Below are 12,820 nucleotides of genomic sequence, written 5' to 3' on the forward strand. Positions count from 1 at the left end.
TATTCAATTACTCAACAGCTTGTTAACTAATTAGACGCAACACTTGTAAAATTATTCTTTTATTTGCTCAATCATTTGCTGCTCTAATAACTGAACTAAAGTATCAACGTCGGTGGCAATTTCTGCGTAACAAATGGGTGGCGGCGGTTCGCTTTGAAATTGAATGAGCTTAATTTGACTATTGCCAATAGCAATAATAACTACTTCTTTATCTGGTTGATATCCATCAATTACACCCAAAATTTCTTGGATATGGTTATCAAGATTTTGATTGAGCTTTTCTAACTCTGCTTTTGGGCAAGAAATAAAATGCGGTGTGGGTTTGAGATCTATACCCAACGTATCTTGACTTTCACCATTTGCCAGCCAAAAACCCCAAGCCAAAGCAGCCAATTCTCGCTGATTGGCTTTAACAAACTTATTTAATTGGTATCGCCAGTTATTTTCTTTACCGTCAAGCTGGGGGTTGCCAAACATCATCTATTATTCCGTTACTACTTACTAATATCAAACCTTACTGCACCCGCCACAGATTAACATAAATACACTGTGGCGATGCTTTTGTTACTGGGATTACAGACTCAAACTAAAACAGCGATGTTTTTTAGTATTTTAGTGGGATACCAAAACATCGAGCGACCTTCTCAAACTACAGTGCTAGAGAGCGGTATCATTTATAAATCCCAATGGGGATTGAAGTTAAGGTATTTTTAAATATATTTGTGTCAAAATCAACCCCGTCTCGCTCTCTAGCTGGAATTGCTGGAATTGTTGCTGCGGCAACGTTAATTAGTAAAGTTTTTGGTTTGGTACGCACTCAAGCGATCGCGGCGGTGTTTGGTGTGGGTGTAGTGGCAGATGCTTTTAACTATGCTTACGTTATTCCTGGCTTTCTTTTAGTCTTACTAGGCGGCATTAATGGGCCATTTCATAGTGCAATTGTCAGCGTTTTAGCCAAACGTCCCAAGTCGGAAGCTGCTCCCTTAGTGGAAACAGTGACAACTTTTGTCGGTGGGTTGCTGTTGCTTGTAACGATCGCCTTAATTTTCTTCGCTCCAGGAATTATTGATTTAGTAGCACCAGGGTTAAATACAACGCCTCACGGATTGGAAGTCCGGAGAATTGCGATCGGACAAATGCAAATTATGGCTCCGATGGCGTTACTAGCGGGGTTAATTGGCATTGGGTTTGGTACTCTCAATGCAGCTAATCTGTATTGGCTACCATCAGTTAGCCCAATATTCTCTAGCATTACTGTAATTATTGGACTGGGTGTTTTGGCGTTGCAGCTAGGTGAAAAAGTTACTACTCCCCAATACGCAATGCTGGGTGGAGCGGTTTTAGCGTGGGGAACGTTAGCTGGAGCCGTTTTGCAGTGGCTAATCCAAGTTCCAGCGCAGTGGAAGTCAGGCATGGGTACTTTGCGCCTGCGCTTTAATTTCAATCAGCCGGGAGTCAAAGAAGTTACGAAAATTATGGCTCCGGCAACGTTTTCGTCCGGCATGACCCATATTAATCTATACGTGATTTTGATTTTAGCTTCCTACATTCCTCAAGCGGCTTCAGCTTTACAATACGCGGGGTTATTGATTCAAACGCCTTTGGGCATTCTTTCTAATGTGATATTAGTGCCAATGCTACCGATTTTTTCCCGGCTTGCCGATCCTCAAGACTGGGATGAATTGAAAGGGCGAATCCGTCAGGGATTATTACTGACAGCAATTACAATGCTGCCTTTGGGGGCAATTACAATCGCACTTGCCGTACCAATTGTTCGCGTAGTATACGAGCGGGGAGCTTTCGATCGCAATGCGTCTCAATTAGTATCTTCTCTATTGGTGGTTTATGGGATTGGGATGTTTGTTTATTTAGGACGCGATGTTTTAGTTCGGGTATTTTATGCTTTGGGTGATGGCGATACACCTTTCCGCATCAGCATGGTCAGCATCTTTTTTAATATTATTTTTGCTTATATATTTTTCAATATACTTGGCGCACCAGGCTTAGTTTTGGCAACGGTGGTAGTAAATTTAATTTCAATGCTGCTGTTATTTTGGATGCTCGATCGCAAACTGCACGGTTTACCTTGGCAAGAATGGAGTTTGCCGATTTTGGCTTTGACTGGTAGCAGCTTTTTGGCAGGTTTGGCTAGTTGGGGAACTCTTTGGGGAGTACAGCAGTTTTGGATTGGTGAGGGGTTGTTAGCGCAATTGTTGCAACTTAGTTTGGCTGGAGGGGTGGGAATTGGTATTTTTGCCCTCATTGCGATGCAGATGAAGTTGCCAGAAGTTGAGATTTTTGTGTCTAGAATCCGGCAAAAGTTTGGTAGGTAAAATCGAGGATGCGGCTAATGTTTGGTAGGTAGATAGCCCGCCTAGGGTTGAAACCCCAGGCTAATAAATAAAGTCGGCTCCGGCCGACTACTTAGATTATGTACTGCACTAGAAAAGCATTTCAGTCTACTTTAGTAGACTTAAGCTATTAGCCTAGGGCTTTAACCCTAGGCAGGATGTAAACTGTTTCAATTTCAAGGGTAAGAAAAGTAATCGCACTTTATATATTACTTAGTGCTTACAAATTACGCTGATATTTTTCTAAAATATCCATCAAGGTAACTTGGCATTGCATGGGCATAAAGTCTATTAATGGTACTTCTTTTTTGCCACCACCAATTTTGACTGGTATGGATTGCAAAATGTGCAAAACGCGATCTTCATCCAAAGATTTGGCGCTTAATATCGGATAAAGTTGCTCGGCAAGCAGGGTGTGTAAATGAGCATTGGATAGATACAAATGCCATTTAGCAATATCTAAGTAGACATTTTCGCCAATTTCTGAAGCTAGTTCTTCTATTACTTCTGTAGTGTTAAGAGCCATGATAGGTAGTAAATAATAGTTCTACCTTCTACTATCGCTTATTTGTTTAACGTTGTTCCACTTGTCTTAGTCTGTCTTTAGGTGGATTTAGACGGTGTATCTGAGGAGTAATTGGCGATCGCACTGATATAAATTAAATGGGATATTAGCACGACAAGCCAACTAGCTGTTACCCAAGGCAACCACTCCCAAGTAGCAGATTTGAAGTTGTGAAAAAACCACAAGCCAGAATTGATTGCAGCAAAAGTTGCTACATGAGTAGCAAAAGTCATTCTGTCGTCTAGCTTGCGAAAAGCTGGGTCTTTGCGGTCTGGTTTGCGGGGCCAACGAGGAGGCATGGAGTAGAGTTATAGATACTACACTAATTTTAAATGCGATCGCGTAGCAAATACTAGCTATAGTCGCCAGATTTGCCGCCCGTTTTGCTAACTAAGCAAATTGATTCGATTACTATAGATTTTTCTAAGGCTTTTGCCATGTCGTACAAAGTAAGCGCGGCAACAGATACAGCAGTTAAAGCTTCCATTTCTACCCCAGTTTCTGCTTTAGTTTTAACTGTGGCTTGAATTACATAACCTGGTAATGACACATCGGGAGTAATTTGTACTGCTATTTTTTGGATTGGTAAAGGATGGCATAAGGGAATCAACGCCGATGTTTGCTTTGCTGCCATAATTCCCGCTATTCGCGCTGTCCCCAGTACGTCGCCTTTGGGCAAATTTCCTGCTTGAATTGCTTGAAAAGTTGTTTGCAGCATTCTTACCTTGGCTTCGGCTACCGCTTGGCGGCTAGTCGGCACTTTGCCAGACACATCGACCATTTGGGCTTGTCCTTGGGCATCCAAATGAGTCAAATTAGGGTCATTTAAAAATTCTTGCATTGTCTAAATAGATGTGTTAGCATAGGAAGTCTGCGAGGGCGTGTAGCTCAGTGGACTAGAGCACGTGGCTACGGACCACGGTGTCGGGGGTTCGAATCCCTCCTCGCCCGTTATTAATAGAGACGTTGTTGTATGCAGCGTCTCTATTGCATTTTTGTAGCATAAACATCTCTACCTTTACCCAAGGCAAACCGTAAAGAATGAGGTAAATCCTTACTACATTGGGTGAGGAAAATAATCATGCCCAGAAACGTCAAAGCACTAGCAAAGCCAAAGATATGGCGATAGCCGACTTGCTGGGCTACTGAACCAAGAACGGGACCTGCGATCGCAATTCCTACATCAAAACCTATCATACATACACCAAAAATTTTACCGCGCTCGGTGGGCATCGCTCGGTCAGCCATCATTGCGGCAATCATGGGAATAAGCGTCCCTGCACCCGCGCCTTCAATTACCGCCGCCATTAAGAAACTACTAGGACTATTGGCAACCCACAGCAACAGCATGGATGCAGTGTAGAAGACTAAGCTAATAGTAATAAACAAACCGCGTCCATAGCGATCGCTGGCACGTCCGGCAACTAATCTCACGCTAAAACTTGCGATCGCGGCAGCAGTGTAAAATAGTCCAGCATTTAAGTCTACATTTGCCGATCTAATAAATAGTGGCACAAACGTACTCAAAGTCCCAAAAGCCAAACCCACCATCAACAGCACCAAAGCTGGAACCCGGACGCGGGGACTAAAAAGCAATTTCCAAAATACACTCTCTTTAGTATTACTGCGTGATTCAGCAATTATTTGGGGATTGACTACTTGGCTTGTAAAAATTAGCCCCAACATTCCCAATCCCGAAGATAAGAGAAACAAAGGAATATAACCCGCGTAAGCTTGGAGAAAACCACCTAAAGCAGGTCCAATAGCCAACCCTATCGGATTTACCAAACTCATATAACCAATGACTTCGCCCCGCTTGTGAGGCGGTGCAATATCTGCAACCAAAGCCGCGTAACCTGTCGTAAAAGCCGCGATACTAATACCGTGAAACGCTCGAATTACCATTAGTAGCGGAATTGACTTTACTACCAAATAGCCCAAAGGAGCGCTGGCTACTACCGACATCCCAATTATCAGTACAATTTTGCGGCTGTGTTCGTCTGCCAAACGTCCTAATACGGAACGAAATAGCAATAAACCAATTGCAAAACAGCCCATTACAAAACCAATTTGCTGCTCAGATGCGCCTAATTCTTCTACATATAACGGTAAAGTAGGTAGTAAAGCCGTCAAGCTAGACCAAAACAACAGCCCTGCGGCAAATAAGATTGTTAAATTTCGTCGCAGTTGGGGATCGAGATCCGAAAAAACGTTCAAAGTAAAAATTAAATATTTAGTACACTAATCTTTTCTATTGTTACTTTAATTAACATTTTTTCCCACGACCTCTCGCACGCGATAGATAGGTCGCCCTTGAGATTCATGATAGGTACGCATCAGCAATTCTGCTAATAGCCCAAAACTAAATAGCTGAACTCCAGCCACCACAAGCAACACAGCCAAAATCAGCAAAGGGCGATTGCCAATGCTTTGACCCAAACCTAGCTTTAAAAAGGTCAAGTACAAACCTAAAAGTGTACCTAAAGCAGTAGAAAGCAAGCCGAATAGTCCAAAAACGTGCATAGGACGAGTCAGAAATGATTTCATAAAGTAGATGGTCAATAAATCCATTACTACCCGAAAAGTGCGACCCAATCCGTACTTACTTTGACCAAAACGCCGCGCGTGGTGGCGTACCGGAATTTCAGTAATATTTGCCCCTTCAATGTATGCCAAAGCAGGTAAAAAACGGTGCAATTCGCCGTACAAATTCATGTCAGCTACAACTTCAGCGCGGTAGGCTTTGAGGGAACAACCATAATCGTGCAGCTTTACACCCGTTACTCGCCCGATGAGCAAATTAGCAAGTTTGGAAGGAAGTAAGCGAGTTAACGCCGCATCTTGCCTTTGCTGTCGCCAACCACTAACTAAATCGTAACCTTCGGCTAATTTTGCTAGCAATAAAGGGATATCTGCGGGATCGTTTTGCAAATCGCCATCTAAAGTTACGATAGAATGCGATCGCGCATAATAAAATCCTGCTGCCATTGCTGCGGTTTGTCCATAGTTGCGCCGCAACAACACTGCTTTTAAATCTGGGCGTTTTTGGGCTTCTAGTTTTAATAACTGCGCCGAACCGTCTTTTGAGCCATCATCAATGCAAATAATTTCATAACTTAACCCGCTTTCTGTAAGGCTTCTAGCAATTTCTGCAATTAAATGAGGCAAGCTTTCCACCTCATTATAAACAGGCACAATTACCGACACTGCGAGACTTTCATCTCTTTCTAGAAGTCTGCGTCCGATACCTTCTTCAACTAATACTCTCATTCTATTGCGCCCCGTAACTGCTCATCACTCTGCCATAACCGCGCAGTTGCTTATAATACGACTGACTAACTTCATCGCCTTGTTCCGAAAGCTTGTCAATACCAATGCCATTCCGTCCCTGTTTTTGCCCAGAACTATGAATATAACAGCCTTCGCCTAAATACAAGCCTACATGAGTTGCTTTTTCGACAGAACCAAAAAATATTAAATCTCCAGCTAATAATTCGTCAAAGCCGATTTCTTGGGTAAAAGCTTCTTGTTGATAAGCATCTCTAGGTAGCCAAACCCCCACCGACTTAAACGCTGCTTGCATCAATCCCGAACAATCATAATTGGGCGAGACAGTTCCCCCCCAGAGGTAATAATTGGGCTGTTGCATTGCTTGGAGTGTAAAGTCAATTACTGCTGGAAGCTGGGATTTGATTTGTGAGTATGAAAGTGCGATCTCGCTATACTTGCTGCTGGCTAATTGTAAATTGCCCAAATCCTTAGCTAACAACCATCCTGGGTAATTGTCTTCGCACAAACACACCTCAATTGCTGTATCTGCGCGTACAGAGACAACTTGCAAATGTCTTCCAGTAGCGGCTTGAGTTACCAAAGCTTCACCCCTTGGAGTGTCATAAATATTTAGGTTCGTCTGGCAAATATATTCATTTGCAAGAAATTCCTGAAGGGATACCATACGCAGTAATCTTTTGATATCTCAAAACTTTATCCCATTATTTAAGCCATTTATGACATTTTTCCGCAAAGAGCCGCAATTTGAAACTTTAGGCGATCGCATTTTAGCCGAAACTTGGGCAGAATTTCCTTCTCTTGCCCGAAACTCTATTGCTTTGACATGGATTGTTTACGACGCTCCCGTACCTGTAAATACTGGGGGTGCGCTTAGTCCTCTAGCGTTTTGGGATCATGAGGTGCGCGGTTTTAGCTACCGAGGCGATGAGCGGATTTATCCAGCTAGTGTAGTTAAATTGTTTTATCTAGTTGCAATCTCTGAATGGATAGAAAAAGGTATGAGTCAGACTTCTAGAGAGTTGGAACGCGCAATTAGAGACATGGTTGTTGATTCTAGCAATGATGCGACTAGCCTAATTGTGGACATCTTGAGCGGTACTACTAGCGGCCCCGAATTGCCCCCAGCACCCTTTGAAACTTGGAAAATGCAGCGCAATATTGTTAATCGTTATTTTCAATCTTTGGGCTGGGAGGAGTTGCAGACTATTAATGTAAATCAAAAAACTTGGGGTGATGGTCCTTATGGACGCGAAAGAATGTTTGTAGGTGAATTGATGGACAACCGCAATATGCTAACTACAAACGCTACAGCGCGATTATTGCATAGTATTGTTGGCGGGGTGGCAGTGTCGGCGTTGCAAAGTCAAGCAATGATGGCATTACTCAAGCGCAGCCTCACAGCGCTAGGTAATGAAGATGAAAATCAAGTTACAGGTTTTTTAGGCGGTGGTTTACCCAATAATGTCCAGCTTTGGTCTAAAGCAGGTTGGACTAGCAAGGTGCGTCATGATGCGGCTTATATTGAGATTCCGGGTAAGCAACCTTATTTATTAGTAGTATTTATTGAAGGCGCTGCTAGTCAAGATAAAGCAATATTGCCTTATATTTCGGCAAAAATCGCTGAATCGGGCGATAATTTGGCTTAAGAAAGTATGTCTGTTAGTTGCCACACGATGAGATCCCCCCTAGCCCACGGCAATAAAGCGGGAAGCGGAAGCTCATCCGCTTTTTGCTTCCCCTTAAAAAAGGGGGAAAATATATATTACTACCCCTTAAAAAGGGGGATTTAGGGGGATCTGAACTATTGGATTCTAAATAGAAGAACTTTTGCTGCTTTTAACTTCCGCAAGAAACGGGTGGTTTAAAGCCTCGGCTATCAATACAGTGATAGACGTGGGATGGAACTATATATATGATTTCCTTAGAAAAAACTATTAATTGCGATCGCCAAACCTATGAACTCATTGCTAAAGCGATCGCGTTTATGGGTGAAAATTATTTACTTCAACCAGATTTAGCAACGGTTGCAGAACACGTAAACTTGAGCGAATATCACTTTCAAAGGCTATTTACTAGATGGGCGGGTATTAGTCCCAAACGTTTCTTGCAATACCTGACAGTGGAATATGCCAAAGCAAAAATTGCTGAGACAAAAAGCTTATTAAATCTTACTGGCGATGTGGGGTTATCAAGTCCGGGGCGTTTGCACGATCTGTTTGTGAAATTGGAAGCTATGTCTCCCGGTGAATTTAAAGCAGGCGGTACAGGGTTACAGATTAGTTATGGAGTTCACCAAAGCCCTTTTGGGGAATGTTTAATTGCTATGACTGCGCGTGGTATTTGTAATTTGCGTTTTTTGGATAAAACGAGCATAGATGCTGAAAAGCTGCTGCGCTTAGAGTGGTCAAAGGCTGAGATTGTGCAGAATGAGCAAGCAACTAAAGAGATTTGCGATCGCATTTTCGCCCCCATTGCTACCAATCAGCCTTTAGTTCTTTTTGTCAAAGGCACTAATTTTCAAATTCAAGTTTGGCGGGCGCTATTAAGAGTACCGTTTGCAGGACTTGCAACCTACCAAAGTTTAGCAAATGCGATCGGTCGTCCGACAGCCGCTAGAGCCGTTGGTAATGCGCTGGGTAACAATCCCGTTGGCTACTTAATTCCCTGTCATCGCGTACTTCGAGAAACTGGCGAATTGGGTGGTTTTCGTTGGGGGTTAGAGCGTAAGAAAGTGCTGCTAGGTTGGGAAGCAAGCCAAAATCAGCATCAAGGAAATTAATATTTCCTCTCCACTCGACTAACTAGGGTAAGTTTTACTAAATCTGAGTGAAATCTAAAAATATTGATTAGTATACTGTTGATGCTGATAATCAGCTTTGATAGTAGTGATGGAATTGCTCATGAACCTGTACGGATTGCTTCAATCCCTTGGCATTGCCAACCCTGGAGGTACAGGGTGGCTGGCGGTGATATTCACTTTTTTATTAGCTTGGGTGACAACTTACCGTTTTATTCCAGCAGTGCGATCTTTTGCCTTGCGTGTAGGTTGGGCAGATCAGCCTAACGCCCGGAGACTCAACCACGAGCCTTTGCCCAATGCTGGCGGATTGGCTATCTATGCGGGGGTAGTGGCGGCGCTAATTCTCGCTACATTTTTGCGCCCAATTGTCCTAGAGAATGTGCTGGCGGAAGTCCTAACAATCCTGCTAGGTGGTTCAATTTTGGTGCTAGTCGGTTTTATTGATGACCAATATGGTTTACCTCCCTACATTCGCCTACTCGCCCAGATTTTGGCATCAATGTTGCTGATTGCTAATGGCATTCACATTCAGATTACTTTAGGTACGCCCATCGACCCCTTATTATCAACACTAATTACTTTGTTGTGGGTAGTAGGAATTACCAACGCCATCAATTTAATGGATGGAATGGATGGTTTAGCCGGAGGAATTAGTTTTATTACCGCTATGAGCCTTTTGGCAGTCTCCGCTCAGTTTGAAAGTCGTGCTGCCGCTACCTTTCTATTAGCTGCTCTTGGCGGTGCAGCCTTAGGGTTTTTACGCCACAATTTCCATCCTTCTCATATAATTATGGGCGATGCGGGAGCTTACTTTTTTGGCTACGTGCTGGCAGCCGCGAGTATTTTGGGCAACTTGAAAGTAAATACTGTATTTGCGATCGTTCCTACGGCGCTATTTTTGCTTTTGCCTGTATTAGATACAACTCAAGTATTTGTGCGGCGGTTAATGGTTGGCAAAAATCCTCTCAGCACTCCCGGCAAAGACCATCTGCATCATCGCTTGCTGGCGCTGGGTTTATCTCAACGCCGTACTGCTCTTACTCTTTGGGTTGTAACTTTGGTTTCTAATTTAGTTGCAATGAGAACCCAAGGCATGAATATAGGTGTAATTGTTGCAACCGCGATCGCAATTGTCCTACTTTTAAGCTTTACGGTCTGGCAAAGACTCCGGGCAGTGTTGAAAGGTGCCTAAGCCATTACCATCCCGCCATCAACGTTAAATACTTGCCCAGTAATATAAGCCGCCGCCGGGTCAGCAGCTAAAAAGCGTACCATTCCAGCAACTTCTTCGGGTTGACCGTAACGCCCCAAGGGAATATATTTTAAAATTTCATCAGCTTGTACGCCGCTAGTCATATCTGTAGTAATAAAGCCCGGAGCGACCGCATTAGCAGTGATTCCGCGTACCGCAAGTTCCTTGGCGACAGTTTTGGTAAAACCAATAACTCCAGCTTTAGCGGCGCTGTAATTGGCTTGTCCGGGGTTGCCCATTTGTCCCGAAACCGAAGCAATATTAATAATGCGTCCAGAACGTTGCTTGAGCATGATTTTACTCGCAGCGCGGGTACACAAAAATACTCCCGTTAAGTTGAGGTCAATTACCGCCTGCCAATCTTCCGGCTTCATGCGTAATAACAACCCATCGCGGGTAATTCCAGCATTATTAACCAAAATATCTACACGCTGCCACTTATCTATTACCGCTTTAAATAAACTCTCCACTTGCTCGGATTTAGAGACATCAGCTTGAAGCGCGATCGCATTTCCGCCCCCAGCAACAATTTCTGCGACTACTTCCTCCGCAGCAGCGCTAGAACTTGCATAATTTACAACTACACTTGCGCCTTCTGTTGCTAAACTAAGGGCGATCGCGCGACCTATTCCCCGTGATGCTCCTGTAACTAACGCTACTTGCGACTTCAACTTTTGTAATTGTTCTGGCAGTGCTTCCATCAAAATTCCTCTAATCATCGGTTGTAAAACTGTTTAACGATTTTACGCAAATATGGGTCTAGTTTTAGAAACCCCAAAATCAACCCGTTAAAATTAGAGAGGGAATAGTTCATTAAATTTGTGAATCTACTGAATTATTCGCCTGAATTTAGCTAAATCAAACTTATTGTGTCCTATGGCTACTAAACAGCAGTTCAACAGCTTTGAGGAATTAATTGCCCAGTCAGATTTACCCGTATTAGTTGACTTTTACGCTGATTGGTGCGGACCGTGCCAAATGATGGCTCCAATTTTAGAGCAGGTAAATAACCAACTCAAAGATCGGTTGCGCGTAGTAAAAATTAACACCGACAAATATCCCCAACTAGCGAGTACGCATCATATTCACGCTTTACCCACATTGGTAGTTTTCAAGCAAGGTAAGCCTGTAGAACGCTTTGAAGGCGTAATGCCTGCTGATGCTTTAATTGAGCGCTTACAGCCTCTACTTTAAAAAATGCCGAGTCACCTGATGAGTGGAGAGGAAAATAAAATCTTTGCTCATCTTGGCTACTCTGAATTTAATTGGTTTTGGTTTATTTGTAGTAATTCAAGCAGAGCCAGAAAACTTACTCACACCTTTAAATCTACTTGAGCGAATCCTTGACGTAACTGGAGTTGTCGCTTGAGCCAAGATTGGCGAATCTTGCTCCTAAGCAGTGGTGCTAGGCGGCTCACACCATATCGCAGGAGGGCGTTGTTTCGCAGTAGTTCAGCTTGAGCAACTTCGGCTCGTTGAAGCTTTTGGATCTGAATAATTTCCGGTTCTCGTTGGGCTTGAATTCGGGGGAGAACAGCATCAATTGCGGCAAGATTGGGCTGCTGCTGCAATAGTGGAACGAGATAGTTGGCTGCAACTACAACATCTCGTAATGCCATGTTGATTCCTTGGGCGCGGATTGGTGACATGGGATGAGCCGCATCACCCAATAGTAGCAATCCTGGGATCTGCCAACTCAGGCAACGCCCGACTACAATCGACAGCAACAACGGTCGCTCAATCGAGCCTGCCTGTTGGCGAAAATGCGCGGCTAACCAATCGGGAGAAGCAGAGGCAAGTTTCTCTGCCCAATCTATACTCTGCCATTCAATCGGATCGTCCTTATGCAGCGACCATCCCACCTGAAGATTGCCTTCTGACCCTTGGAATACCCCAAACCCATGGCAATCGCGTACCAGCGAATAAAACACATTTTCCGAGGCAAACTGCGGACTTGTTGGCAGCTTAAACCAGAGGATATCAAAGCTTTGAGCCTCTTTTTCTAGGGACAAGTTTGCTTTTTGTCGCACGCTCGAGTTGCGCCCATCAGCGCCAATAACAATATCTGCCGCGATCGCTCTACCGTCGCCTAGTTTGACACCAGACACGCGATCGTTTTGCCACAACAAATCCTGAACCGCAGTACCCTGGAGCAGTTCAAAACTTTCGCACTCATTGGCTTTTTTACCTACGGCTTCAAGAAAAGCAGGCTGGGAAATTAGCGTACAGGGCTTACCACCAGGTTCCATCGGTTCGTTGACCCGAAAGAGGGGACGATTTTCAATATAAAACTCCCAAGCATCAATCGAGCGGTGCGGTATCTGTTCTACTATGTCTGCAAGTCCTAGGTGTGCGATCGCTTCTAGACCACTGGGCATCAGCGCCTCTCCCCGAAAGATCCGCCGAAAGCTGCGCGAGGCTTCAATCAACTTGACGGCAATGCCTCGTTTTGCTAGAAGCAATGCTAGGGTTAACCCCGTAGGTCCTGCACCAATAATTACAACCTGAGTCATTTTTTGTTGCAGGCAAAGATCCTTGCCTGTGTAGAATGCGAACAATTA

Annotated in this window: 14 protein-coding genes and 1 tRNA gene; 6 read left to right on the forward strand and 9 right to left on the reverse strand. The window is 43.9% G+C overall.

The window, feature by feature from the left end; translation table 11 throughout:
• Positions 1-51 precede the first annotated feature (51 nt).
• Entirely contained in the window at positions 52-480 is a 429-nt protein-coding gene (gene ccmS / locus AC2VE5_RS03845) for a beta-carboxysome assembly chaperone CcmS (RefSeq protein WP_486886458.1), read from the reverse strand.
• A gap of 206 nt (positions 481-686) precedes the next feature.
• Between ccmS and murJ the strand changes: the two genes are divergently transcribed.
• Positions 687-2,333, forward strand: a complete 1,647-nt coding sequence (gene murJ, locus AC2VE5_RS03850) for a murein biosynthesis integral membrane protein MurJ (RefSeq protein WP_486886459.1) — start codon at positions 687-689, stop codon at positions 2,331-2,333.
• Between the two features lie 238 nt (positions 2,334-2,571).
• Here the strand turns inward: murJ and AC2VE5_RS03855 are convergent, their stop codons facing one another.
• The 3 genes from AC2VE5_RS03855 to moaC all read right to left on the reverse strand — a co-directional run bounded on the left by AC2VE5_RS03855 (position 2,572) and on the right by moaC (position 3,757).
• The gene (locus AC2VE5_RS03855; RefSeq protein WP_486886541.1) at positions 2,572-2,880 is read right to left on the reverse strand and encodes a DUF3181 family protein; all 309 of its coding nucleotides are present in this window, start codon (positions 2,878-2,880) and stop codon (positions 2,572-2,574) included.
• Positions 2,881-2,954: 74 nt separating this feature from the next.
• Positions 2,955-3,215 (reverse strand): 2TM domain-containing protein, encoded by a 261-nt coding sequence (locus tag AC2VE5_RS03860; protein ID WP_486886460.1) that lies wholly within the window; start codon positions 3,213-3,215, stop codon positions 2,955-2,957.
• Positions 3,216-3,268: 53 nt separating this feature from the next.
• The gene (gene moaC / locus AC2VE5_RS03865) at positions 3,269-3,757 is read right to left on the reverse strand and encodes a cyclic pyranopterin monophosphate synthase MoaC (RefSeq protein ID WP_486886461.1); all 489 of its coding nucleotides are present in this window, start codon (positions 3,755-3,757) and stop codon (positions 3,269-3,271) included.
• A gap of 36 nt (positions 3,758-3,793) precedes the next feature.
• Between moaC and AC2VE5_RS03870 the strand changes: the two genes are divergently transcribed.
• Positions 3,794-3,867: transfer RNA gene (locus tag AC2VE5_RS03870), tRNA-Arg, on the forward strand.
• A 33-nt stretch (positions 3,868-3,900) separates the two neighbouring features.
• On the opposite strand, the gene AC2VE5_RS03875 is transcribed toward AC2VE5_RS03870, so the two are convergent.
• Genes AC2VE5_RS03875 through AC2VE5_RS03885 form a run of 3 tightly spaced genes read right to left on the reverse strand, consistent with a single transcriptional unit; the run spans position 3,901 to position 6,871 of the window.
• Positions 3,901-5,133 (reverse strand): MFS transporter, encoded by a 1,233-nt coding sequence (locus tag AC2VE5_RS03875; protein WP_486886462.1) that lies wholly within the window; start codon positions 5,131-5,133, stop codon positions 3,901-3,903.
• A gap of 45 nt (positions 5,134-5,178) precedes the next feature.
• Positions 5,179-6,186, reverse strand: a complete 1,008-nt coding sequence (locus tag AC2VE5_RS03880) for a glycosyltransferase family 2 protein (RefSeq protein WP_486886463.1) — start codon at positions 6,184-6,186, stop codon at positions 5,179-5,181.
• A gap of 1 nt (position 6,187) precedes the next feature.
• A complete protein-coding gene (locus AC2VE5_RS03885; protein WP_486886464.1) occupies positions 6,188-6,871 on the reverse strand; it encodes a C40 family peptidase in 684 nt (227 codons plus the stop codon).
• 52 nt (positions 6,872-6,923) lie between these two features.
• Here AC2VE5_RS03885 and AC2VE5_RS03890 point away from each other — a divergent pair, with 52 nt between their 5' ends.
• The 3 genes from AC2VE5_RS03890 to AC2VE5_RS03900 all read left to right on the forward strand — a co-directional run bounded on the left by AC2VE5_RS03890 (position 6,924) and on the right by AC2VE5_RS03900 (position 10,199).
• Positions 6,924-7,853: a serine hydrolase gene (locus AC2VE5_RS03890; RefSeq protein WP_486886465.1), complete on the forward strand. Its 930-nt coding sequence runs from the start codon at positions 6,924-6,926 to the stop codon at positions 7,851-7,853.
• Positions 7,854-8,119: 266 nt separating this feature from the next.
• Complete coding sequence (locus tag AC2VE5_RS03895) at positions 8,120-8,986, forward strand: methylated-DNA--[protein]-cysteine S-methyltransferase (protein ID WP_486886466.1); 867 nt, start codon at positions 8,120-8,122, stop codon at positions 8,984-8,986.
• 121 nt (positions 8,987-9,107) lie between these two features.
• Positions 9,108-10,199 (forward strand): MraY family glycosyltransferase, encoded by a 1,092-nt coding sequence (locus AC2VE5_RS03900; protein ID WP_486886467.1) that lies wholly within the window; start codon positions 9,108-9,110, stop codon positions 10,197-10,199.
• Here the strand turns inward: AC2VE5_RS03900 and fabG are convergent.
• Positions 10,196-10,960, reverse strand: coding sequence for a 3-oxoacyl-[acyl-carrier-protein] reductase (gene fabG / locus AC2VE5_RS03905; protein ID WP_486886542.1), 765 nt, complete (start codon positions 10,958-10,960; stop codon positions 10,196-10,198). The two genes, AC2VE5_RS03900 and fabG, sit on opposite strands and share 4 nt — an antisense overlap.
• Positions 10,961-11,135: 175 nt before the next feature.
• On the opposite strand from fabG, the gene trxA reads away from it, so the two are divergent.
• Positions 11,136-11,453, forward strand: a complete 318-nt coding sequence (trxA, locus tag AC2VE5_RS03910; protein WP_486886468.1) for a thioredoxin — start codon at positions 11,136-11,138, stop codon at positions 11,451-11,453.
• A 119-nt stretch (positions 11,454-11,572) separates the two neighbouring features.
• Here trxA and AC2VE5_RS03915 read toward each other — a convergent pair whose 3' ends face one another.
• Positions 11,573-12,772, reverse strand: a complete 1,200-nt coding sequence (locus AC2VE5_RS03915) for an FAD-dependent monooxygenase (RefSeq protein WP_486886469.1) — start codon at positions 12,770-12,772, stop codon at positions 11,573-11,575.
• Positions 12,773-12,820 lie beyond the last annotated feature (48 nt).

Source organism: Aliterella sp. E5.1, from assembly GCF_057473825.1.